Below are 23,989 nucleotides of genomic sequence, written 5' to 3'. Positions count from 1 at the left end.
CTTTGAACTGGCTTAGTTCAGTTCGACGCCATATGCGTCTTTAAGCCATGTCAGGACGAATTGTTTTGCCTCGTCCGAAACAGTTGTCGCTTCGTCGGTTGCCTTTTGAGCACCTGCACCTACGAACATCGGGTATTCGCCAACCTGCTGGGATGCGATTTCTTTGAAATCTGGGCGTGCCCGCACTGCTTCAAAAGCTGCAGTGTAGGTGTCGATCACGTCCTGAGGAGTTCCAGCTGGCAGGAACGCGATCTTCTGGGACGGGTAGCCTGCGATAAAGAACGCTTTCCAAGCATCCCATGCTGGGCCAGAGGTTTCACAACCGTCAGTCGCTTCACAAACTTCCTTAAAGCTCGGAAGATCAGGGAACGTTGGATCGCGCACGATCATACCGTTTTCGTCCAGAGCGCCCCACGACATCATTGGAACCGCAGTACCTGCGTTCACGAGGTCCATAGAACCGCTGATGTAGCCAGACGACGTTTGGTAATCGATCGTTGCTTCACCACGTTCAAACATCAGACGACCATCGCCACGGCCTTTGATGCCAAAGACGGGTTCGACGTTCATGCCCAGCATTTCCCAAGCCAAGAGAGGCACAAGATCGAGACCAGTCGCGCCCTGCGAACCGAAAATGAACGGGATATCTTTCAGTTGGTTGGCCGAGCCATCGAACAACGCGCCATCTTCAGCGTTGAGATAGGCAACACCGCCAGTGCCTGTTGCCATAACTGCGTTCCAATCCGCGTATTCATACATCACGCGCGGGTCATCCAGCAGGAACGGGAACTGAGTAGAACCGGACGAACCGAACAGAAGCGTGCCGTCGCCTTCAGTTTGTTCTTGGAACCAGTTTGCGCCCTTAGTGGAGCCAGCGCCTGGCATGAATTTAACGACAACGGTTGGGTTACCTGGTAGCTCTTCGGACAGAAGAGGTGCAAAGAAGTTCGCCCATTTCGCCGACCCACCAGTTTCAGAGAATGGGATCACCCACTCAATCGTTTTACCGGAAAAATCAACGTCAGCCATTGCGGGCGCAGCCAAGCCAGCAGCTGCGGTAAGGGCAAGCGCCGCACGGCGTGAAAGCTTTAGTAAGGTCATTGGTTTCCTCCCTTAATGACCGATGGGATCACAGCGGCAGTCAAAACTCCACTTTAATCCGATTTATTTTTTGGGGATTGATTCCCCCCTCCAACGCGTTGAACTTTGTGTGCGAACCTTGCGGCAAACTTGCGGAGTCGAAAAATTCGTATCGTCATCATCGAAGACAACGTCACACTCTCCAACGCGATCGCCTATAGATTGAGGGACCGCGGCCATGCTGTTGACGTTCTGCATGATGGATTAGAAGCCGACACTTACCTTCGCAATGAAGGCGCAGACCTCATCGTGCTTGATATCAATCTGCCAAGTATGAGTGGCTTGGACGTGTTGCACGCGCTGCGACAACGCGGAGGGCATACACCCGTGATCTTGCTCACGGCCCGCATTGAAACCAGCGACCGTGTTTTAGGACTGGATCGCGGCGCTGATGATTATCTGGTGAAACCCTTTGAAATGGACGAACTCGAAGCACGGATCAGAGCTCTTTCACGACGTAAAAACCTCGAATACAGCCCGAAAGAGACCCTCGGTCGACTTATTTTTGATCGCTCGACTCGCCAAGTGACTGTTGACGGCCTTCCCCTCGATTTACCACGCAAAGAACTGGCGACTTTAGAATGCCTCATCGAACGCAAGGGGAGATTGGTATCCAAGTCCCAAATTATTGACCACGTTTACGGTATCGGTGCTGATGTGGATGACACGGCAATTGAACCTCATATTTCGCGCCTTCGCCGCCGATTGGCGCAATGTGGGGTTCAAATCAAGACCGCCCGCGGCCTCGGATATCTACTCGAGGTCGAAGGATGAAAACCGACCCGCATACACTTCGATTTCGCCTATTCGTTCTGATCCTTACACCACTTTTGATTGTGAGCTTATTTCTTGGCTATTGGCGATTTTCGGTTGCCCAACAGACTGCAAACGAGCTTTTTGATAGGGGTTTGCTGTCTACAGCCTTAGCAATTTCACGCGACGTAGCGAGCTCTGAGGGCGACGCACTTTCGCCTTCAACCCGCGATTTACTCACCGACGCGTCTGGCGGCGAAGTCTTCTATCACGCGACAGGACCTGGTGGATATTACGTCACCGGATATGCGTATCCACCCGTCGAACCAGCAACGCTCGGCGCTGAACCTCAAACGACGTCCTATTTTGAAGCCATATACCGTGATGAGCCGGTCCGTGTCTTAAAGCTCACCGAAAACACTCAAGTCGGAGGCATAACGGGTCAAACGATAATTCGAGTTTGGCAACGCATGTCAGACCGAAACGAATTTGCACGAGATCTCGCACTTAAGGCTGCTGCATTGATGGGCGCACTTCTGGTGACTCTTGCTCTTGTCGTTTGGTTTGGTGTGCAGTTGGGTCTGCGCCCCCTCAACGACCTTCAAGACGCAATCGATAAGCGATCTCAGAACGATCTAAGCCCGATCAAACGGGCTGTTCCAGGCGAAGTAAAAGGGATTGTGAGAACGTTAAACCGTCTGTTCGGGCAAGTTTCCGACAGCATCTCGGCTCAACAGGCCTTTATATCTGACGCGGCCCATCAACTTCGAAATCCTGCAGCTGGCATCTTGGCAATGGCAGAGGCCGTCAAATCTGCGAAAACAAACGAGGATCGCGAACAACGGATCGAAAAGCTTCTCTATGCTGCCAAACACTCAGCCCATGTCACCGAGCAACTCTTGTCCCTAGAACGGCTGACATATGGCCGCGACCAGAGAGAAACACATGAGATCAACCTGAACTCTGTCGTCTCAGATGTTTGCACCGATTTCGCCTACCTCGTACTCAAGCAAGACATCCACTTTGAATTCAACTCATCTGACGGTGCGCTAAAAGTTCATGGTACAGAAGTTTTATTGAAAGAGGCGATCAAGAACATACTGGACAATGCCCTGACGCATGGCGGCCCGTTATTGAGCACAATAATCGTCAACTGCTACGCGGAAGACAACCACGCGAAAGTGTCTATCTGGGACGACGGAAAGGATCTGCATCCTGACAACGCCACAAAAATTTTTGGACGCTTCACACAGCTTGAACCGAATACAGGCAGCGGATTGGGCCTCGCGATTGCAAATGAGATCGTCCAGCAATCGAACGGCAGGTTAACAGTAGATCTAGTCTCCAAAGGAGCTCAGTTCACGATATGCCTTCCGATTTCAGCATAGTTTTAGGAAGAATGTAGCACCTTTGAGGATCGTTCCTCGACTCGGCCAATCGTCCAGGCTCAAACGTGTCGTTAAGACAAATGGAGCCTTACCTGACGTTCACTGCGCCATTGGCAAATGGCAGCTTTGGGCCGGATGCGCTGATCTGGCCTCAGCTGTTTTACTCGAGTAAAATATGATGATGTCTAATCAACGTAAAAAGAATGTGGTCGTGGGCCTTTCGTCCAAAACCCCCTCCCAGCCTCCGAGCAGTTCATTGCGTTTTGACAATCCACTTGCACATATCCAAGTTGGCATCATGAAGGTGTATGTTGCAGTTGCTCTTATGTTATGTGTCTCGGTAGCTGCTCTGGCTGCTTTCGTCTGGTCAGGTCCGGCCCCTATCAGGCATTACACCTTCGATGACCTGTCAGAATTGACGTGTGAGGAGCTTAGTGAACGCCACACTGAAGTCATCGATGCCTACCATGACGCAGAGATTGTCCATTACGGGCGGACCGCCGCGTTTCATGCGGACCTAGGGCTCCCATCCGAAGACGTTCTGCCATTTGCTGTTCTGATGATGGGATTTATGCGCGATAACAACATCAGTGAAAGCAAAGTGGTTACGCAGTCAACGCCTTGGCCTTTGCTCTATTCCGATTTCTACTACGAAATTTCGGGCACATGTGCTGCAAACCCGCCAATGCGAGCCGTCGAAGCGATGCGGGAGTCTGCATTGAAACTCGGTTTGATTGGAAGAGGCGAAATGGATTAGGCTCGAGGGCATGAAACAGAACCTTGTCCCGTATCTCGCCTCTTGCTGCGCACTTATCGGTAACATGACGCAGGCTGGTTGTCCGGCAGGACAAGAACCCTTTACATCGTGCCAGATCGAGGGACGCAACACAGAGGTATTTGTCTGTTTCGACGATCAGGTCGCAACCTACAGCTATGGGCCTGTCGGCGGCACACCTGATCTGTTCCTGTCAGAACCTGTTGAGCGTGTTGACTATGAACCATGGTCGGGTCTGGGGAAAGCGATCAGCGAAAGCGTTACCTTTTACAACGGAGACTTTGCCTATGACGTTGGCGGCGGCTTTGACCGTCCATTTTCTGAAAAAGAGATGCAAAAGCCAATCAGGCGCTTTGGCTGGGTAGAGGTGACCCAGAGCGGTGAAATAGCCGCACGTCTCGAATGCATCCCCGAAACGGTGAGCTACGGTTTTGGCGGCGGCATTCTTGACATCAAGGTAGCAGCTGGGCAGTCGTGGGACCCATCCTCCTTTACATGGGTATCGGACAGTATTGTACCGCCGATCACGCCGCTTCTGTTGGAAAGCCATCTGTATCAGACCGTCGAAGATTGCCTGCCCGTATCCGAGTTCAGCCTGAATGGCGTCAGCATGGGCAGTCCGCTGGATACGCTCGGCAAACTTGGATCACCCGAAACGGTCGCAGACCCTTTCGGGAGCGGTGAGTTGATAGATCGGATGGTCCTTGTTGGCGCGAATATCGATATTTTTCAGGACAAGGTCTATGGAATGTCCACCACATCACCGGGTTGGCACACGCCCTCAGGGCTAAGGGTTGGCCTGACCCGCGGCGAAGTGATCCGTATTTTGGGGCGTGTGCCAAGCGGATATTCAGCCACCTCAGATCGGTATTATACCCACGTCTGCTCCGACGTACCCGATGCGGAGGACGAATGGGGTATCTTGATTGAATTCGGACAGGATAAACGCGTGAGCAGTATCAGCTTCGTAAGTCCTTCATACTAGCATCAGACTGCCGTTTGGGTCGCTTCCTGCGATAGTATTCCAACGCAGCCAAGGCCAGACACATTGAGATGGCACCAGCATACACGGCAAGGATCGGACGCTCGCCCTGATCTGGCAAAAACAGAAATGTCGGCACGGTAATGATGGTCACGAACATTGGCAGCGCATACCGAATTGGTGTCGTCCGAAAAACAAAGCCCATTGCAAGCCCATTGATGCTGAGAAAGACCCAGTAATAGTAGCCGAAGATGCCATAGGCGACACCTCTGGGACGGCCCCAATACTCAACAGCCACCTCTCCAATAATTCCAATAACCAGCGAATAGAGCGCCCCAAAGAGCAGAGCCGTTATGAATGCACGAGTTGTAAAATGACGTTTCATACCGTTGCTGTTTTCAATGTGTTGCCCTCGGAAAAAGTATTTGGGAACGGCGTCTTAAGGCATTTAACTACCATAGCACACCAAACAACGATTGCAGATATTGTGCAACCGCTGACAAATGATCCTTTGTCCCGTGAACTGAAACCTGCTCTGACGGGGGCCTATTGACTATTTATAGTGTTCGCGGCGGTCCGAAAAAACACGCACGCGCTTTCTCCAGGATCTGTAGCTCCCGGGTTTAAGGGTGTCTCGCATAAGCGCTTTGACAGCCTTCTCGGACAGCCCATACTGGCGCTCAATGTCCGCGAATTGGATATCATCAGACAGCGCCATTTCGACAATCTCGCTCAGATGGTCTTCGGGGATAATTTCTCGTTTCGTCATCCTCATCGAGCTAGGCGGTTATGGCTCTAAATCAAGCAGTCGGCCATCGAACGTCTGTTGTGCCCAAAGCGATGCCCGCCGCATAGAGGTTGAACGCAAGGTTCGTCCAAATTACTCGCTGACACACTCCATTACGATCAGATCATGATCTGAAAGCGGGACCTCGCCATTCATCGAAGACACGATACGCGGCGCCTGTGCGGTCAGACCTCTGCAAGCAAACCAATCGAGTTTCATCGTGCGGTCGGGGTGACGGGTGATTAGGCTGGGGCGGGTGGTCATACCCTCGGCAGTGCCATCCCAATGATAGCCACGGTTCCGCGCGTTCTCGAACAGGGTCTCGGACTGCCAATCGAAATCAGGAGGCATGTGGTTGCCTGTGTTCAAGTCTCCTCCGATCACCGCAGGTAGGTCGGGGGCGAAATCGTCGATGGCATCCATCAGGATATAAAACTGGGCCGCACGGTGGGCTTCGTTTGAATTGCTCTCAAGATGGGTCGATACGACACAAATCGGACCATTTTCGGTTTCGGCCTCCGCGAGGAGAGCCATCCGGCCCCCGATGCGTGGCTGACCTGGATCGGCGCCAAACTCGGTCGAGAACCAATGTCCGTGATCGTCGAGCCGCACGAGCGCGACACGATTGAACGGCACCGCAGACAGGATCGCGTTGCCGTGCCAGCCACGAGCATTTTGGGTGTCCTCGCAGAATTCACGCTCGGTGGGACTGCCAAGGCCAAGCTCGAAAAACTCGACGCCGTAAATGTAGGCCATGCCGAGGTGCGCTGCGACCTCTTCGGTCGTGTGACGTTGGCCTGTGCGGGCCATGCCGTGGTCGACTTCGGACAGCAAAACAATATCAGCACCTTCGGCTCGTAGTTTATCGGCAGTTTCTTTGGGGAACAGACAGCGTTCAACATTCCATGCGGCGATCGTCAGTGGGCTCGGTAGAGCCTCGGAGGTTGCCTCGCCTCCTGTCTGCACAAAATGCATCGCGTCTGTTTGTTCAAACAGATCGCGGTGCGCCTCTGTGGTGCGTGGGGCAGAAAGGATTTTGGCCCTTAGCTCTGCCGATACGAGGGGCAGTTCGTTCAGAGTTTCGGTGATCATAGGCGGCGACCTGTCTGAGGGTCAAAATACTTAAGCGCATCAGGCTTGATAGCGACGCGCAGCGGACCCGTTTCAGCGGCGACGTCTTTGGTAACGCTGATCATGATCGGCTGTCCTGCCCAGACCGCGTGCAGAATTCGGTGCGCACCGAGTTCCTCGATAAGGGTGACATTGATTTCGAAGGAACCGTTCGCATCAGGCAGAATATCCTCGGGACGGACGCCCAACGTCACAGAACCGCTGCCAGTGAATTCGGCAACCTGTTGCCCACCGACCATCACCGCGCCGTTCTCGCGCGAGACATCCAAAAGGTTCATCGGTGGCGCGCCCATAAAGGACGCAACAAATGTCGATGCGGGCGAATGATACACCTCGGACGGGGTGCCGATCTGTTCAATCTCTCCGCCATTCATCACGATGATACGGTCGGCCATGGTCATAGCTTCGACCTGATCATGGGTCACGTAGACGGAGGTCACGCCAAGTCGGCGTTGAAGGGCCTTAATCTCGATCCGCATCTGATTGCGCAGTTTTGCATCAAGATTCGAGAGAGGCTCGTCGAACAAGAAAAGTGATGGATCGCGGACAATCGCACGGCCCATCGCAACGCGCTGACGCTGGCCGCCCGACAATTGCGAGGGTTTGCGATCAAGGTAGTCGTTGAGGTTCAGAAGGTTCGCGGCCTCTTCGACCTTTTGGTTGATCACATCTTTAGCGATTTTACGGTTTTTCAGCCCGTATCCGATGTTTTTACGAACGGTCATATGCGGGTAGAGAGCGTAGTTCTGGAAAACCATCGCGATGTCACGGTCGGCGGGGTCGACGGTATTTACAACACGGTCGCCGATATGGAGGTCGCCTTCAGTGATTTCCTCAAGCCCTGCGATCATGCGCAGCATCGTAGACTTGCCACATCCAGACGGTCCGACGAGCACGACGAACTCGCCTTCTTCAATGGTGAAACTCGCAGGCTTCACGGCTTCGAAACCGTTGGGGTAAACCTTGCGGAGAGCGTTCAGAGTAACCTGAGCCATGGTAAATTCCTTACTTATCGGATTCCGTCAGGCCCTTTACGAACCAGCTCTGGAAGAAAATGACGATGAGGACGGGCGGAAGGATCGCAATGATCTGAAGGATGTTCGACTTGCCGTATTCGGGCAGGTTCGTGCCTTCGAGGGTTTGGGTGATCTGTTTGATACCGCGAACGAGGGTGAACATCCCCTCATCTGTCGTGATCATGGTGGGCCAGAGGTATTGGTTCCACCCGTAGACGAACATGATGATGAACATCGCGGCGATCATGGTACGTGAGAGCGGCACCAGAATGTCGATGAAGAACTTGATCGGGCCTGCGCCATCAATGCGGGCGGCTTCGATCAGCTCTTCAGGGACCGAACGGAAAAACTGTCGGAAAAAGAACGTGGCGGTGGCCGAGGCGATCAGGGGGATAATCAGGCCCTGATAGGTGTTCAGCATGCCGAGTTTCTGGACGATTTCATAGGACGGCAGGATGCGCACCTCGAGCGGCAACAACAGCGTCGTGAAGATAATCCAGAACGCCATTGTCGCGAACTTCAGACGGAAATAGACGATGGCGTAGGCGGCCATCATACCGATGACGATCTTACCAATGGCAAAGCCAAACCCCAGGATCAGCGAGTTATAGAGCATACTCAGGCCTGTATTTTCGCCGCTGAATCCAGAGGCTTCGAACATGGCTTTTTCAAAGTTGATCGGGATTTGATCCCCGAACACCAAACCAGGACCATTACGCATGGTCTCTAGGTCCGTGGTGGAGGCCATTTGCAGCAACATCACCACGGGAAGGATCATAATCAGCGATCCGAGGATCAGGATCGAATGGTCCACAATGGTTTCAAACTTAATACGTTTCATCGTGATCCTCAGGTGTAATGGATGCGGCGTTCCACCATGCGGAACTGGAAAACGGTCAGCGCAAGCACGAGCACCATCAGAACGACCGATTGCGCCGACGATCCGCCAAGGTCATTGCCACGGAAACCGTCCACATAAACGCGGTAGACGAGCGTCATGGGGTTGTTGCTGGGCTCCCCTTTGACCACCGTGTCGATGATGCCGAAAGTGTCAAAGAGCGCGTAAGTGATGTTGATGATCAGCAGGAAAAACGCGGTCGGAGCGAGAAGAGGGAAGGTCACGTCCCAGAACCGTCCCGATGCTGAACGGTTGTCGATCAGCGCTGCCTCGCGGACGGATTTGGGAATGGACTGCAGGCCCGACAGGAAGAAGATGAAATTCACGGGTAGCTGTTTCCAGACAGAGACAACAACCATCGCAAAGGCGGTATCGAAGTAATTCACGCCCAGTCGGAAATCCCAGCCGAAGAGGCCAAAGAAGTCCTTGAGCGGTCCCCATGTTTGGTCAAACAGAACAAGGCCAATGACGCCCGCGACGGGTGGAGCGACAGCGTAGACCCACATCAAAAGGGTGCGGTAGGCTTTGGCCCCTTTGATCACTTTGTCGGCCTTCACCGCCAAGAGAAGGGCGAGAGACAGGGAAAGGATCGTCACGAGTAGGGTAAAGATGACAGTGAATTGCGCAGATCGCAGATAGGCGGAAGATTTCAACAGCGAGGTATAGTTCTTCATCCCGACGAAGGTTTCGCCAAAGCCAAACGGGTCCTGAAGATAAAAGGACGACTTAACCGCGTGGGCGGCTGGCCAGTAAAAGAAGATGAGAATGATGGATAGCTGCGGAAGCAGTAATAGGATCGGCAACCACCGTGTCGAAAATCCTGCGCGTTTCATGAAACCCCCTAAAATATGGACTGGCGGCCGCATTTCTGCAGCCGCCAGCGGTGTCTGAGCTAAGCGATTAACCTTGGGTCATCGCAAAGCGCGACAGGAGCTCGTTTGCTTCGGTTTCAATGGTTGCGAATGCGTCATCAACCGAGGTCTCACCCGTCAGGATGCGGCCGAATTCACGGTTCATCACGTCGCGGATCTGAACGTAGAAGCCCAGGCGGTAGCCTTTGGTGTTCTCACCAGAAGCGAGCGAAAGCTGCTGGATGCCAACTTCGGCAGCAGGAAAGCGATCGTAGTGACCGTCAGCTTTTGCCATTTCGTAGGCCGCAGTGGTGATCGGCACATAGCCGGTTTCACGGTGCCACATGTACTGGACTTCTGGCGAAGTCAGGTAGTCAAAGAACGCTGCAGTTGCTGCGTTTTCTTCGTCAGACTGACCAGCCATAGCAAAGAGCGATGCGCCACCGATAAAGGTCTGGGTCGGCTCCGTGGTGATCGATTCCCAATACGGCAGGTAGGTTGCCGAAAATTCAAACGGCAGGTCTTTCTGCATCAGGCCACCGAACGAACCCGAAGAGCCCATCCACAGTGCAACTTTGCCTTCTTCAAACGGTGCTTGGTTGTCGTCCCACGAAGCGCCGTACCAGCCAAAGTAGCCCTCATCGAGCCATTCTTTAACGTTGGTCCAATGCATTTTCAGTTCGTCAGAGTTGACGAGGATCTGGGTGTCAACGCCAGTGTAACCGTTGTCGTTCGTTGCGAACGGCAGGTTGTGGCGGGACATGAAATTCTCAACAAAAATCCACGGGGAGTGGGATTCTGCGAGCGGGATGTACCCAGCAGCAACCAGTGCAGGTGCGGTTACAGTTTCAAACTCTTCCCAAGTTTTCGGCGCTTCAACACCAGCAGCTGCCAGAGCGTCGACGTTGAAGTACATGATCGGCGAGGACGAGTTGAACGGCATGCCGATCATTTTGCCATCTGCGTCAGCGTAGAAGTAACGAACGCCAGAGATGTAGTCGTTGATGTCAAACTCAACGCCGTTTGCTTCGAGAAGGTCCTGAACCGGAACAGTTGCGCCTTTTGCGCCGATCACGGTTGCAGCGCCAGCGTCAAACACCTGCATGATGTTCGGCTGTTCACCCGCGCGGAACGCCGCGATACCAGCGGTGAGGGTCTCTTCGTAAGAACCTTTGAACACTGGCGTGATGGTGTATTCGTCTTGGCTCGCGTTAAAGTCAGCAGCGATCTGGTTGACGGTGTCACCCAGTTTGCCGCCCATTGCGTGCCACCAAGTAATTTCAGTTTCAGCAAAAGCAGTATTGGCAACCAGCGCGAGGGCGGCAGCCGAAACAAAAGACAGGTGTTTCATTCTCATTCTCCAATCAAAGCCGTCATGGCCTTGGGTTAGACAACGCCCTCAAATGTGGACGCGATGGCAGGTTCGGACCCAGCGCGGGTCAGAGTTTTGCCAGACAGCCGCAGCGCATTGATTCCGCTTGCACACCATCTGCACACGTGTTCATATACCGATGCTGTGTAACGCCAAAGTGACGCGGAGAGCATTTTTTCATGACTGGTCAAAAACGTCGGGTCACCGCGGCTGATGTGGCAAAGCTCGCGGATGTGTCTCGATCCGCTGTGTCCCGCGCCTTTACCGAGGGCGCATATCTGGATGCTGACAAGAAAACCCGCATCCTAAAAGCTGCCGATGAATTGGGGTATCGTCCAAATGCCCTTGCGGCCAGTTTGCAGGGGGCAGGGTCAAACCTCGTCGCGATCTTTGTCGGCGAAATGCCAAACCACTACGACAAAGAAGTCGCGACCGCGTTGATCAACGGTCTCAACGCTGCGGGCAAATGGCCCATCGTTGTCGGCGGGTCTGGCGATGCGGCAAAAGCCGCCATTCAGAACGTCCTTCGCTATCCGCTCGAAGCGATGATCCTCCGGTCAGGGAGCCTCGGTGCGGATGTCGTGTCATCCTGCCTAAAGCTCGGCATTCCAGTGATTTCATCAGGCCGCATCGTGGATGGGCCAAACGTCGATAACATCTGCGTCCGAAATCGCGAGGCCATGGCGGTGATGACAGAACACCTTATTAAGCAAGGTCGCCGGAAATTTGCTTATCTTTCAGGACCAGACGCATTTTGGTCCACGGGTGAACGCTACGGCGGGTTTGAAGAGACACTGAAAGCGCATCACCTAGAACCTGTTTCACGGCTTTATGGCGATTACTCCGTTATGGGTGGGTTTAACGCCATGCAGGCATGTACCGATCTGGCGGACATTGATGCATTGGTGTGCGCTAACGATGCAATGGCGCTGGGCGCTTTGATGTACCTTAAGGAAAAAGGCACTTCTGTGCCCGAAGAGATCGCGGTGACAGGGTTCGACGATATCTCAATGGCGGAGTGGCCGAACATGGCACTTACCACCCTACGCAATCCAATCGAGCCGTTGGTGAAAGGGACGATAGACCTCCTTATGGCGCGCGAGGCCGAACCTGATCGCGCAGGCGAAACCAAGTGGCTCGATGCTGAACTCGTTCTCCGCGCAACGCATTGAACGGCTACTGATCAGCGCACGACTAACCCAACACTCCGAATTCAGACACATTTCACGACCAATAAAATTATGAGAACGGTCTAAAGCTCCCCTACCACTGAGAGGTTACGGTACCTTGGGCGAATTGCAGTCATTCGCTGCAACGTAAGACATGTTCTCTATTGGCTGGATGATACAGCAGTCATCGTCGCGGCGACCGCGCGTTTCCATGCTGCGTAACGTCGGTCTCTGACCGTGTCCTCCATTGCGGGTTCAAAACGTGTGTCGACCTTCCAGCGGCGCGCGAAGGTAACCTGTTCAGGATAGAAGCCGACGAATTGGCCAGCCAACCACGCCGCCCCGAGCGCGGTGGTTTCAAGGACTTCAGGCCGATCGACGGGGGCACCAATGATGTCGGCGAGGAATTGCATCGTCCAATCAGAGGCCGTCATCCCGCCATCGACCCGCAGGGTGGCTGTGGCCTCATCCGTGCTCCAATCCGCTTTCATCGCCTCCAAGAGGTCGCGCGTCTGGAACCCAACACTTTCGAGTGCCGCCTTTGATAGTTCCGCAGGACCGGAATTGCGTGTCAGGCCAAAGATCGCGCCCCTGCAATCGGGGTTCCAATAGGGCGCACCCAACCCTGTGAAAGCGGGCACGAGGATGACGTCTTGGCCTTCGTCTGCACTCTGAGCGAGGGATTGCGTTTCTGACGCGTTGTCGATGATTTGTAGACCATCCCTCAACCATTGCACCACCGCACCTGCGATAAAAATCGATCCTTCGAGGGCATAGGTCGGCTTGCCATTCAATTGATACGCAATCGTTGTGAGCAGGCGATTGTTCGACCGCACGGGCACGTCGCCGGTGTTCAACAGCGCAAAGCAGCCCGTACCATAGGTCGATTTCATCATACCGGGTTCAAAGCACGCTTGGCCGACCGTCGCCGCCTGCTGATCTCCCGCAACGCCCGTGATCGGGATGGGCGCGCCGAACAGATCGGCCTGCGTTGTCCCAAACTCAGCAGCGCAGTCTTTGACCTCGGGCAGCATTGCCATCGGAATATCAAAGAGATCGCAGATCGTCTGGCTCCACCGTCCTTTATGAATATCGTAGAGCATCGTGCGCGCCGCATTGGTCGCATCAGTCACATGGGACGCGCCGCCGGTCAGCTTCCAGATCAGGTAGCTATCCACGGTGCCAAAGAGCAGATCACCGCGCCGCGCCTTGTCCCGCGCACCATCGACGTGATCCAAAATCCACTTCACCTTGGTCGCAGAAAAATACGGATCAACGAGCAGACCCGTCCGATCCGTGATCATCTCTGCGTGGCCCGCAGCGGTCAGGTCGCGGCAAAACTCTGCCGTGCGACGATCCTGCCAAACAATCGCATTGTAGACGGGTTCGCCTGTGGTGCGGTCCCAAACCAAGGTCGTTTCGCGCTGATTGGTGATGCCGATTGCAGCCACTTGGTCTGCTGACGCACTGGCCTGTTCCAACGCCCCACGCGCCGTGTCGACAACCGTTGTCCAGAGGTCGCTCGGATCATGTTCGACCCATCCCGACTGAGGGAAGTGTTGTGGGAATTCTTCTTGGGCGCTCGCCGCGATGGTCATATCCGCATCAAAGAGGATGGCCCGCGATGAGGTCGTTCCTTGGTCAATCGCCAGAATATACTGTTTTGACGGCATCCTCAGTACCTCCTCTTATCCCGCATCCACGCATCGAGCGCTTCCACCTCTGCGTCCTCGAACCTTAGGCCAAGCTTGGTCCGGCGCCAAAGGACATCCTCGGCCTCTCGCGCGAATTCGTGCTCCATCAACCAGTTCACTTCGGCCTCATAGAGCGTCGCTCCGAAGTGCTGACCGAGCTCTTCAATCGATCTAGCCTGCCCAAGGATCGCCCAGAGGTCGGTGCCATATCCACGCACCAATCGTCTAATCAAACGGTCATCGAGGAACGGAAACTGTATCTTTGCCTCGACGATCAAATGGTCCACCCCATCGACAGGGAAATCGCCACCCGGCAGCGGAACGCCAGCTGTCCAATCAGGTTTTAGGTCTGGGACATAGCCTTTGACCTTCGCCATAGCGGCCTCAGCTAGGCGCCTATAGGTCGTGATCTTACCCCCGAAAATATTGAGGATCGGAGCCCCGCCCGTATCATCGACCTTCAGCGTGTAATCCCGCGTCGCGGCCGTCGCAGAACTGGACCCATCATCGTAGAGCGGCCGAACGCCCGAGTAGGTCCAGACAACATCGTCGGCTGTAAGCTGGCGTTTGAAATAGCCGTTGGCAAAACGGATCAGATAATCGCGTTCTTCTTCCGTGCAGCGCGGCTTTTCTGAAACATCGTGGTGTTCCGCGTCCGTGGTCCCGATCAGGGTAAAGTCCGTCTCATAGGGAATGGCAAAAATGATCCGCCCATCGGTCCCTTGGAAGAAATAGCATTTATCGTGATCATAGAGACGCTTGGTCACGATATGGCTGCCGCGCACCAAACGCACCCCATCGCGAGAGTTGAGGCGCAGGGTATTTGCGATCACATTGCCAACCCACGGCCCCGCCGCATTGATCAGCATCCGCGCCCGTTCGGTGCGGTGTTCCCCCGTCTCTACGTCCTCTAACGTGATGACCCAATGATCCTTCAGTCGATCAGCCGCGATCACCTTTGTGCGGGTCAAAATGCGCGCCCCACGGTTCACCGCATCGCGTGCATTTAACGCAACAAGCCGCGCGTCCTCGACCCAGCAATCGGAATATTCGTAAGCCGTTTCGAATTTGGAGTGGAGCGGCTTCCCTTCCACAGCGGTCGTTAAATCAACCACCTGCGTGGGCGGCAAAATCTTACGTCCGCCCAGATGATCATAGAGGAAAAGTCCCAACCGAATGAGCCACGCGGGCCTTCGTCCCTTCATCCACGGCATTACGACATTCAACAACCGTGAGGTCGGTGTCGCACCCTCGAACCGCATCGAGGCGTGATACGGCAACACAAACCGCATCGGCCATGAAATGTGCGGCATCGCCTGCAAGAGCGTCTCGCGTTCAATCAGGGCCTCGCGAACCAAACGGAACTCAAAATACTCAAGATACCGCAGACCACCGTGGAATAGCTTGGTCGATGCAGAGGACGTGGCCGATGCCAGATCCCCCTGCTCTGCCAGAACAACCGACAGACCACGACCCGCGGCATCACGGGCAATCCCGCAGCCATTGATCCCGCCGCCAATGATAAACAGGTCATGCATCTGATCAGTCATCCTTGCCCCCAAACGTCAGCCGAACGCCAACACCCCCAGCATCACGAATATTGCTAAGAACGCTGTCAGTGACGCGACCAAACCAACGGCCCCACCGCCAACCTTCTGCAAATCCTGAAGCGATGTCTTCATCCCGACCGCAGCTACAGCCGTAATCAAACAAGCACGTGACAGCTGATTGGAATATTCAATCAAAGCTATAGGGAAAACGTGGAGGGAATTCAGCCCCGCCAGCGCAATAAACACGAGTACGAACATCGGTACGATCGGGGGAGCAGTTTCAGCGGGCGCATTTTTCCGCAAGACGAGTGCCCCGACAAAGACGACAGGCGCCAACATCGTCACGCGGAACAGCTTGATCAGTGTCGCAACTTCGCCAGTTTCATCAGACATCGAAAATCCGGCGCCGACGACCTGAGCAACATCGTGGATCGTGCCGCCCAAGAATATTCCAGCCAATCTATCGTCAAAACCAACCAAGGATGCCGAGATAGGATAGACGATCATCGCAACAGTCGATGCGACGGTCACTGAAACCACAGTGAACGTCAGGTTGGTTTCGCTTTTTTCATGTTTAGGCAGAAGGCTCGCCAATGCGAGGGCTGCAGATGCGCCACAAATGGCAACCGATCCTCCCGCCAGAAATCCGAACGCGTAGTCTTTGCCAAAGATACTGGCTGTTAAGATGCCAATGGCGATTGTCAGCACAACACCGAATGCAATCAACACAGCAAAGGTCGGTCCGATTTGCCAAAGCAGTTCAACACTTACTCTGAGCCCCAAGAGGGCTACCCCGATCCGTAGAATAGATTTAGCCGCGAAATTGATACCCTCGCCCATACGAGGGTCGTTTGACAGAAACTGGAACGGTATCCCCAAAAGGATCGCCATCAACATGACAGGCGCGCCGTAATGGTCCGACAAGAATTGCGCCGCCATCGCGACCAATAAGGCCATGAACAAACCCGGCGCGACGCCTTTGGCGCGAGCGGCTGTTAGTAACATGCGAGACCAGTGTCTTGTCGGAATATGTAAAGGGCCGAGGGTGATACAGACAGTTTAACAACAGCTCCAATCTTGACTGATGTCTGTCCAGATTGATGAACCGTCACTGTTTGGCCCGTTGCCAGTTCGCCGAAGACATAGCTTTCCGATCCCAATTGTTCGACTTCGGTGACGGTCAGTGCGAGCGGTCCAGTATCGTCAATCGCCAGATCACGGGGCCTAAATCCCACTTCGACAGCGTCACCAGTGGCAACACCGGCCCGGGTGCGATCGATGTTCAGATGGGTTCCGTCGCTGAGTTTTACGCCACCGTCCGCAATCGTCGCAGTCACAAAGTTCATTGACGGAGATCCGATGAAGCCCGCGACAAATCGGTTCTTTGGCGCATTGAACAGCTCAAGCGGCGTTCCGAATTGTTCAACCTTACCTGCACGAAGCACCGCAATCTTGTCGGCCATAGTCATAGCTTCGACCTGATCATGGGTGACGTAAATCATCGTGTTCCCCAACCGGCGGTGCAGATTGGCAATCTCGCGTCGCATGTTCACACGCAGTTCTGCATCGAGGTTCGAGAGAGGCTCGTCAAACAAGAATACTTTGGGTTCTCGAACCACCGCGCGCCCGATTGCAACGCGCTGACGCTGCCCTCCAGAAAGCTGGCCGGGTCGACGATCTAGGTAGTCTTCGATCTGCAGCATACGTGCTGCGTCCTCTACCCGCTTTGCGATCTCGGCTTTCGGCGTATGCAGGTTTTCGAGGCCAAAACTCAGGTTCTTTCTCACCGACATATGAGGATAGAGAGCATAGGATTGGAATACCATTGCCAGCCCACGCTGCGACGCGGGCACATGGTTCACTACTTCCCCATCAATTCGAACTTCGCCGTCCGTGATGCTCTCGAGTCCAGAAATCATGCGCAAGAGCGTAGACTTCCCGCAACCCGAAGGCCCGACGAAGACGCAAAACTCCCCCGAGGCGATTTCCATGTCGATGCCATGAATGACCTCAACCGCACCGTAGTGTTTCACAACTTTGGAAAGGACGAGATCAGTCATTATTTCAGCCCCGTATTGGCGATGCCTGTGGTGATGTATTTCTGGAGGAACACGAAAACGAGCGTGGAAGGCACGAGGCTAACCATGGTCATGGCAAGTCGATAATGCTCTTGGCTCAGGTGTTCACCACGAAACTCCAGCAGGCAGAGTTGGATGGTGTAAGCCTCTTTGGTGGTGGCGATAGCCACAAGAGGAAGAATAAGGTCGTTCCACCGCCAAATGACGGACAGGATCGCGAGAGCAGCAATCGCAGGGAGTGCTAGAGGCAGAATAATACGCCAATAGACCTTCCACTCGGATGCTGCATCCATACGCGCTGCCTCAATCAGCTCATCAGGGATCGACAGCATGTATTGGCGCAACAGGAACACACCGGTTGGTGTTGCAGCCCCCGGAATGATCACGCCCCAAATTGATCCCGACAACCCTGTCGCGTAGACAGCCTTGAACACCCCAACGAGCGTGATGGTCGGTGGCACCATAAGGGTTGCCAAGATCACGATAAAGAACGCGACCTGACCGCGGAATTTATACTTTGCCAATGCAAAGGCAGCCATCGAGTTGATCAACAACGTTAGAACAGTCGCAATCACAGTGACTAAGACGGAATTGGTGAAACAGGTGGCAAAGTTGACGTTCACACCAAACGCGCGCCCTATAACCGGATCTGTGAAGTTTTCCCAACTCGGATCGAGGGTTCGCCGCATGGTGATGGACGCCGTATCCAAACGCACAACATCATCATTGCGGTTGTTGACATATCGCGCAGGCGTGAAGTCTCGGGTTGCTTTGAAGTTGGAAATGCCGAACTCCGTTTCCACGCCCGTCACTGGGTCAGGTGCCGTGACCAAAACCTGCAACGCAAGCCGCGCTGGTTCGTATGGTTCGAGGTTCAGATATTCGGACAAGAGGCGGACGTCTTCGGTGTTGAGAGACGTCAACACACCATCCAGATCGTATTCGCCGCGCGCGCTGGCTGACATCGACGGATAGCGAACGATCCATTCCGGCAAATTCTTCGCTTCGATCAGATCCCGAACGAGCGACGGAACCTGACCTAGGTGCGACCGCAGCGCATAGAGGTCACGACCTTCAAAACCGCTCAGGAATTCTGAGACATCCCGCGCAGCGCGTTCGTCGTCGGACAGGTCACCCCAATTCAATACCCACTGCGGCAAATCTGGGATGAAGAAGATCTGGTTTCCGTCTGGGTAAGACACCGTTGCCCGTGCAACGGTTTCGAACGACGTCGGCAGAAGCGACAGATCCTGTTTTTCCAGCTGCGACGAGGACTTCAACGAATTGAGCGCCAGCCACGCCACCGGCAAGAGGATCAGCAACACCCCAGACAGCAGATATGCATAGGTCAGATAATCGAGCCAATTCGCCCGCTGTCCGCCCGCTTTACGCGTTAGAAAAGTGGTTACTGCGTTCATGCTTTGCTCGATTTCGACGAAAGGTAAACTTGGAGAAGGGAGAGGAAGATCAAGACAATCGCGACCAAGAGCGATGCCATCGCCGCAATCCCCAATCCGTTGGCTGTTGGTTGTCCGCGAAGGCCTGATGCTTCGAAGATGTAACCCACGAGAGAGGTCCACCGAACCGACATGGCGTAAAGCTCTTCAAAGGCTTGGAAGGCTTTAATCAGTGAAAGAACCGTCACGACCAGTAGGGTCGGCGCAAGGAGCGGAATGGTGATCCGCGTCAACTGGCGCCACGCCGACGTTCCGTCCATCTCGGCCGCCTCATAGACATCACGGGGGATTGCCTGCAGTCCAGCGAGGAGGATCAACATATAAAATCCAAGGTGCGCCCATGTGTAGACAAAAACGGACCAGAACATTGTCCAAGATGGGTCCGTCAGCCATTGGATCGGTTCATCAATCCAGCCCCACATCATTAAGGTTTGCGACAGCACACCTTGCCGTTTCAGGATCAGAGACCACAAGAAGCCGACAACCACTGGCGACAGCATTACTGGGTAGAAAAAGACTGCTCGCCAGAACCCGCGGGCTACAATTTTGCGGTTCAGCGCCAAGGCAGAAATCAAAGCAACCGCGATCATGATTGGCACTTGGAACACGACAAATGTGGCTGTCGCGTAGACGGCACCAAGGAATTTATCGTCTTCGAGGTTGGGTGCGCCCGTATCGATCTGTGTCTCAGACAGCAAACGACGCAAGTTATCTAGCCCCGCCCAATCGCGTTCTGAAAACAAGATTGACTGGCCTTCGGTGACCGAGAAGCCGAAGTTGATAAACATGGGCGCAAAGGTAAATGCCCCAAAGATCAACATATTAGGCAAGAGAAACAAGTATGGGAGCCCCGTTGCGCCTGCCAGCTTCTGTGTCATCTCAATCGGCCAGCCAATCACGCTGACTGCACGGTCCCACAAGGGGCCAGTTGGGCGCAAGAGCGCCCAACCGATGAGTAAATAGACCAGCAGATAAAGTGGCCATGGGGCACCCGCAAACGCGGCGTGAAGCGCCTCTGTCATACGAATGCCTCCGCTGGGTTATTCTGCGATCTTCGCGGCAACATCCGCGTCGATGGCAGCCAGTGCTTCGTCCAAGGTCATCTCGCCTGTGATGGCTTTGGTGATGTAATCAGGGATCACACCATAGATGACAAAGTTCTTAGCGTAGCCTTGGAAGGTATAGGCCTGCGGTGTGGTCTGAGCCGCCTTACCTGCGTTTGCCGCAAAGACCGACAAAGCCGCAGCGACTGCAGGAGACGCATCCGCATAATCAATACCAGATTCCTGAAGGCCCTGATGCGCAGTGATGTTCTTTGTCTGCGCAGCAAATGCCGCTGCGTTTTCTTCGGCAGCAAGGAAGTCGATCAATGCAGCAGAAGCCTCAGGCGACTTGGTCGATTTGAACGCTACAACAGCAGCACCACCGGGCATTGCGCCACAGCCACCATCACCACACGGCGCAGGGACAGCTTTCCAGTCGAAATCAGAGATGTTCTCAGCATAGCTGTTGATCATCCACGAACCCGACATATGCATAGCAACGTCACCCGACTGGAACAGCGGAGCCGCGTTGCGATACTGAGTGCCCTCGCCTGCCGGCCAACCCTCTGCGGGCATAAGACCACTCTGGTGCCAGCCTACAAAGACCTCTGCGTATTTGCGGAAGCCGTCGTCAACGAGGATCGGGTTGCCGCTATCATCAAAGAACTTTGCGCCATAGCTGAACGCTGGACCAGCCCAGCGGTGTGCCGTGCGGTCCATTGCAAGACCTGCAGTGATGCCAGTTGCCTCTTTGACCTCCAACAGAGCAGCCGCCCAGTCATCCCAGGTCGCGCCGTCACCCGGCATGTCGACGCCCGCATCCTCAAAGAGGGATACGTTCACGAACGGACCAGTCACGGTGAGCTGCGTCATCCAGCCGTAAATGCCCTGATCGGCACCACCGGGTTGACGGAACCACGGCAGTGTTGCGCCATAGGATGCTTCCCATGCCGCGCCATCTACATAGGGTGCGAGATCAAGGTAGTACTGGTTCAAACCGCCAAGGTTTGTAACCCGTGCAACGTCAGGCGCCGCATCTGTTTGAAGCTGGTTTTCCAATTGGTCACGGATGACATCGTAACCAACCGTTTCCAATTTCACGGTGTGGCCGGTCTGTTCGGTAAACGCAGGCAGCATGCCTGCAATCACGTCACATTCGTTGGCGTCTTGGTAGCATAGAAAAGTAATCTCATCTGCCCACGCAACAGATGCGCCAGCAAAAAGAGCAATCGACATAGCCGTCGAAGCTGTCAGTTTTTTCATAGTTTCCTCCCGTTTGGTTGCTCTGGACACTGCGCGCCCATCACTCTTTTGTCCGGATACCCGCCCCTCCTCGGGCTATTGGGTCACAATCCGGTTCATCTTCCCTTTGAAAAAGCCCAGCCCGTCGCCTTCCTCCACAAAGGCCGCGCGCAGCACTCTTCCAACAATTATGTCATGATCTCCTCCGTCATGAACCGCGTATTGACTGCACTCGAACCGAGCAAGACAGCCATCGATCAAAGGCACACCTTCGGAGTTTTCGACCAAATCAAGTCCAGACAGCGCATTCATATCTTTAGCGACGCGCCAGCACAGATCGTCCTGATCCGCGGCCAGAATGTGGATCGCGAAATACTTTGCATTCAAAAAGTACTGCGAGCGTTTCGACGACTTTTGTGGAGACCACAGCACCAATGGCGGCTCCATTGAGACCGAAGCGAAACTGTTCGCTGTGATCGCGATTGGTCCCTCATCCGTGCCGACTGTCACGACAGTCACACCCGTTGCGAACCGCCCAAAGGCATCGCGCAACGAACGCTGTGTTTGCTCACTTGGAACGAAATGCTGGATTGTTTTGGTCGGCAAAAGTTCGGTCATGGAACCTCCTGCCCCAACGCCGCCTCGTAGAGAGAGAACCAAGTCGGGCGATCCAACTCAACCCTCAGGGCTTCTGAAATCGTAGCAATCCGTCCCAGACTATTCGTGCCAAGGACTGGCAAAATGTTAGCGGGATGACGCAACAGGAACGCGATGGCGACCGCCGCGCGATCGACACCCTGTGCAGAAGCGATCGCATCGAGACGCTGCCCCAAAAGACCACCATCTGACATCAAAGCCCCGCCACCCAGAGGCGACCACGCCATGATCGGCTGACCGTGCTGTTGGTGGAACGCTACATCGCCGTTCGTAAAGGGCGAGACTGCAGACAGAGACACCTCGATCTGGTTCGTCACCAACTGGGTCTTCATGCCCGATTGCAGTAACTGCCAATCCCAAGGGCGGAAATTCGACACGCCAACTGCGCGGACCTTTCCGCTCTTGACGACTTCATCCAGCGCCATGCCGGTTTCGTGGTGATCCATCAGAGGATCAGGACGATGGATCAGCAAGAGGTCGATATGATCGATCCCCATCGCTTTTAGCGAAAGATCAACCGATTTCAGAATGTGAGCACGCGACGTATCGTAGTACTTAACCGGAGCATTCTCGTAGCGACCAACGGGCGCCACGATATCGCATTTGGTGACAATCTCCATCTGATCACGTAGCGAATGATTAGCGCGCAAGGCTGCGCCCAAGACGTCTTCGGTTGTGTAGCCACCGTAGATGTCGGCCTGATCAAACGTGGTGATCCCTTGCTCTAAGCACGACTGGATCTTGGCCTCGACGTGGCTCACCGACGTATCGGCATCATCAGCCAAACGCCACATGCCATAAATCAGGCGGCTAAACGTAAGGTCAGGGGCGATATCAACACGCGGCATCATCAGCGGCGCTCTCCAATTCCGAGTGGGGTTGCTGGGGTTGACGCTGGAACGCGGCCATAGGCGTGAGGAAGGGAACAGGTTTTCATCTGCGGTAGAACACGCGAGCCGAAGTGTTTGGCTTCGTCCAAATGCGGATAACCCGACAGAACAAACGCGCGGATGCCCATCTTTTGATAAGCTTCTAGCTTGCTCAGCACCTGATCGGTCGATCCGACAATCGCTGCCCCGCAGCCTGAGCGGGCACGACCAACACCCGTCCAGAGGTTCTGTTCGATGTAGCCATGATCGTCTGCGATTTCACGGTTTTTGGCCTGATGGCTCACACCTAGAGATTTCGCGTCCTGCGCACGATTGCGAATGGCTGTGCCCTTGTCGTCATCCAGCTTTGACACGATGTAATCAGCATACTCGCGAGCCTCGGCTTCGGTGTCTCGCACGATGACATGCACGCGCAGACCGTAGTCCAGCGTCCGTCCATAGCGGTCAGCCACGGCGTGAACGGCTTTCATACGTCCTTCGATTTCTTCCATTTTTTCGGGCCACATCAGATACACATCACAATGTTGTCCACATAGCTCGAGCGCATCAGGCGAGTAGCCCCCGAAGTACAAAAGCGGGCCACCGGTTTGATAAGGACGTACCGGATCGGTCGTCATGCCCGTGAAATTGTAAACGTTGCCCGCGTGATTGATTTCGTCTTGGGTCCAAGCCTGTTTGAGAATTTCAACGACTTCGCGGGACCGCTGATAACGATAGCTGCTATCCGCAACTTCGCCAGGAAAGTCCGACGAAATGATGTTTACCGTCAAACGACCTTCGAGCATGTGATCAAGCGTCGCAATCGTGCGAGCGAGCATGATCGGTTGCATTTCCCCGCATCGCACAGCGGCCAGCATATTGATCTTGGACGTGATCGGAGCACAGCCCGCAACAAAGCTCAGCGTGTCCTGTCCGACTTGATAGGAGGACGGACACAGGATGTTACGGAACCCCTGCTCTTCGGCGGTTTTTACGATTTCAGAACAATGCGCCCACGAAGACCGCAGCGATCCATCCGGAACGCCAAGGAATTGATAATCATCCGAACACAGCGCCGCGAACCACGACACTTCGACTGCATCCAGATCTTCGGATGTAACGGGAACAACACCCATG

The 23,989-nt window shown here is 54.5% G+C and carries 23 protein-coding genes; 5 read left to right on the top strand and 18 right to left on the bottom strand.

Annotated features, from left to right (window positions below):
* Positions 1 to 12 precede the first annotated feature (12 nt).
* Positions 13 to 1,101 carry a type 2 periplasmic-binding domain-containing protein gene (locus tag QWY83_RS11905; protein ID WP_249946874.1) on the bottom strand — a complete coding sequence of 363 codons (1,089 nt, stop codon included), beginning with the start codon at positions 1,099 to 1,101 and terminating at the stop codon, positions 13 to 15.
* A 144-nt stretch (positions 1,102 to 1,245) separates the two neighbouring features.
* On the opposite strand from QWY83_RS11905, the gene QWY83_RS11900 reads away from it, so the two are divergent.
* The 4 genes from QWY83_RS11900 to QWY83_RS11885 all read left to right on the top strand — a co-directional run bounded on the left by QWY83_RS11900 (position 1,246) and on the right by QWY83_RS11885 (position 5,041).
* Positions 1,246 to 1,914 carry a response regulator transcription factor gene (locus QWY83_RS11900; RefSeq protein ID WP_249947054.1) on the top strand — a complete coding sequence of 223 codons (669 nt, stop codon included), beginning with the start codon at positions 1,246 to 1,248 and terminating at the stop codon, positions 1,912 to 1,914.
* Positions 1,911 to 3,281, top strand: a complete 1,371-nt coding sequence (locus QWY83_RS11895; RefSeq protein ID WP_249946873.1) for a sensor histidine kinase — start codon at positions 1,911 to 1,913, stop codon at positions 3,279 to 3,281. The genes QWY83_RS11900 and QWY83_RS11895 overlap by 4 nt, the downstream gene beginning before the upstream one ends.
* Before the next feature lie 181 nt (positions 3,282 to 3,462).
* Positions 3,463 to 4,038, top strand: a complete 576-nt coding sequence (locus QWY83_RS11890) for a hypothetical protein (protein WP_249946872.1) — start codon at positions 3,463 to 3,465, stop codon at positions 4,036 to 4,038.
* A gap of 10 nt (positions 4,039 to 4,048) precedes the next feature.
* Complete coding sequence (locus QWY83_RS11885; RefSeq protein WP_249946871.1) at positions 4,049 to 5,041, top strand: hypothetical protein; 993 nt, start codon at positions 4,049 to 4,051, stop codon at positions 5,039 to 5,041.
* Here the strand turns inward: QWY83_RS11885 and QWY83_RS11880 are convergent.
* The 7 genes from QWY83_RS11880 to QWY83_RS11850 form a co-directional block, all read right to left on the bottom strand.
* Positions 5,016 to 5,423 (bottom strand): hypothetical protein, encoded by a 408-nt coding sequence (locus tag QWY83_RS11880; RefSeq protein WP_249946870.1) that lies wholly within the window; start codon positions 5,421 to 5,423, stop codon positions 5,016 to 5,018. The genes QWY83_RS11885 and QWY83_RS11880 overlap by 26 nt on opposite strands.
* A 168-nt stretch (positions 5,424 to 5,591) precedes the next feature.
* Positions 5,592 to 5,756, bottom strand: a complete 165-nt coding sequence (locus QWY83_RS11875; RefSeq protein WP_435404533.1) for a DUF2805 domain-containing protein — start codon at positions 5,754 to 5,756, stop codon at positions 5,592 to 5,594.
* A gap of 162 nt (positions 5,757 to 5,918) precedes the next feature.
* The gene (locus tag QWY83_RS11870) at positions 5,919 to 6,917 is read right to left on the bottom strand and encodes an endonuclease/exonuclease/phosphatase family protein (protein ID WP_249946868.1); all 999 of its coding nucleotides are present in this window, start codon (positions 6,915 to 6,917) and stop codon (positions 5,919 to 5,921) included.
* Positions 6,914 to 7,951: a sn-glycerol-3-phosphate ABC transporter ATP-binding protein UgpC gene (ugpC, locus tag QWY83_RS11865; RefSeq protein WP_249946867.1), complete on the bottom strand. Its 1,038-nt coding sequence runs from the start codon at positions 7,949 to 7,951 to the stop codon at positions 6,914 to 6,916. The genes QWY83_RS11870 and ugpC overlap by 4 nt, the downstream gene beginning before the upstream one ends.
* 10 nt (positions 7,952 to 7,961) lie before the next feature.
* Positions 7,962 to 8,813, bottom strand: coding sequence for an ABC transporter permease subunit (locus tag QWY83_RS11860; protein WP_249946866.1), 852 nt, complete (start codon positions 8,811 to 8,813; stop codon positions 7,962 to 7,964).
* Between the two features lie 8 nt (positions 8,814 to 8,821).
* Positions 8,822 to 9,703, bottom strand: coding sequence for an ABC transporter permease subunit (locus QWY83_RS11855; RefSeq protein WP_249946865.1), 882 nt, complete (start codon positions 9,701 to 9,703; stop codon positions 8,822 to 8,824).
* A gap of 67 nt (positions 9,704 to 9,770) precedes the next feature.
* Positions 9,771 to 11,072, bottom strand: a complete 1,302-nt coding sequence (locus QWY83_RS11850; RefSeq protein ID WP_249946864.1) for an extracellular solute-binding protein — start codon at positions 11,070 to 11,072, stop codon at positions 9,771 to 9,773.
* A 200-nt stretch (positions 11,073 to 11,272) separates the two neighbouring features.
* Here QWY83_RS11850 and QWY83_RS11845 point away from each other — a divergent pair, with 200 nt between their 5' ends.
* Positions 11,273 to 12,265, top strand: a complete 993-nt coding sequence (locus tag QWY83_RS11845) for a LacI family DNA-binding transcriptional regulator (protein ID WP_249946863.1) — start codon at positions 11,273 to 11,275, stop codon at positions 12,263 to 12,265.
* A gap of 158 nt (positions 12,266 to 12,423) precedes the next feature.
* On the opposite strand, the gene glpK is transcribed toward QWY83_RS11845, so the two are convergent.
* The 10 genes from glpK to QWY83_RS11795 form a co-directional block, all read right to left on the bottom strand.
* A complete protein-coding gene (glpK, locus tag QWY83_RS11840; RefSeq protein WP_249946862.1) occupies positions 12,424 to 13,935 on the bottom strand; it encodes a glycerol kinase GlpK in 1,512 nt (503 codons plus the stop codon).
* Positions 13,936 to 13,937: 2 nt separating this feature from the next.
* A complete protein-coding gene (gene glpD / locus QWY83_RS11835) occupies positions 13,938 to 15,506 on the bottom strand; it encodes a glycerol-3-phosphate dehydrogenase (RefSeq protein ID WP_249946861.1) in 1,569 nt (522 codons plus the stop codon).
* A 15-nt stretch (positions 15,507 to 15,521) separates the two neighbouring features.
* Complete coding sequence (locus QWY83_RS11830; protein WP_249946860.1) at positions 15,522 to 16,511, bottom strand: YeiH family protein; 990 nt, start codon at positions 16,509 to 16,511, stop codon at positions 15,522 to 15,524.
* Positions 16,502 to 17,566, bottom strand: a complete 1,065-nt coding sequence (locus QWY83_RS11825; RefSeq protein WP_249946859.1) for an ABC transporter ATP-binding protein — start codon at positions 17,564 to 17,566, stop codon at positions 16,502 to 16,504. Before QWY83_RS11825 ends, QWY83_RS11830 begins: the two co-directional genes overlap by 10 nt.
* Positions 17,566 to 19,002 carry a carbohydrate ABC transporter permease gene (locus tag QWY83_RS11820; RefSeq protein WP_249946858.1) on the bottom strand — a complete coding sequence of 479 codons (1,437 nt, stop codon included), beginning with the start codon at positions 19,000 to 19,002 and terminating at the stop codon, positions 17,566 to 17,568. Before QWY83_RS11820 ends, QWY83_RS11825 begins: the two co-directional genes overlap by 1 nt.
* Positions 18,999 to 20,063, bottom strand: coding sequence for a carbohydrate ABC transporter permease (locus tag QWY83_RS11815; protein ID WP_249946857.1), 1,065 nt, complete (start codon positions 20,061 to 20,063; stop codon positions 18,999 to 19,001). The genes QWY83_RS11820 and QWY83_RS11815 overlap by 4 nt, the downstream gene beginning before the upstream one ends.
* A gap of 18 nt (positions 20,064 to 20,081) precedes the next feature.
* Positions 20,082 to 21,347: an ABC transporter substrate-binding protein gene (locus QWY83_RS11810; protein WP_249946856.1), complete on the bottom strand. Its 1,266-nt coding sequence runs from the start codon at positions 21,345 to 21,347 to the stop codon at positions 20,082 to 20,084.
* A gap of 75 nt (positions 21,348 to 21,422) precedes the next feature.
* A complete protein-coding gene (locus QWY83_RS11805; RefSeq protein ID WP_249946855.1) occupies positions 21,423 to 21,944 on the bottom strand; it encodes a flavin reductase family protein in 522 nt (173 codons plus the stop codon).
* Entirely contained in the window at positions 21,941 to 22,831 is an 891-nt protein-coding gene (locus tag QWY83_RS11800; protein ID WP_249947053.1) for an aldo/keto reductase, read from the bottom strand. Before QWY83_RS11800 ends, QWY83_RS11805 begins: the two co-directional genes overlap by 4 nt.
* Positions 22,832 to 22,833: 2 nt before the next feature.
* Positions 22,834 to 23,988, bottom strand: coding sequence for an LLM class flavin-dependent oxidoreductase (locus QWY83_RS11795; protein ID WP_249946854.1), 1,155 nt, complete (start codon positions 23,986 to 23,988; stop codon positions 22,834 to 22,836).
* Position 23,989: the final 1 nt, after the last annotated feature.

Source organism: Marivivens donghaensis (assembly GCF_030410045.1).
Lineage (GTDB): Bacteria > Pseudomonadota > Alphaproteobacteria > Rhodobacterales > Rhodobacteraceae > Marivivens > Marivivens donghaensis.
This window is presented reverse-complemented; position numbering and strand designations above follow the sequence as displayed.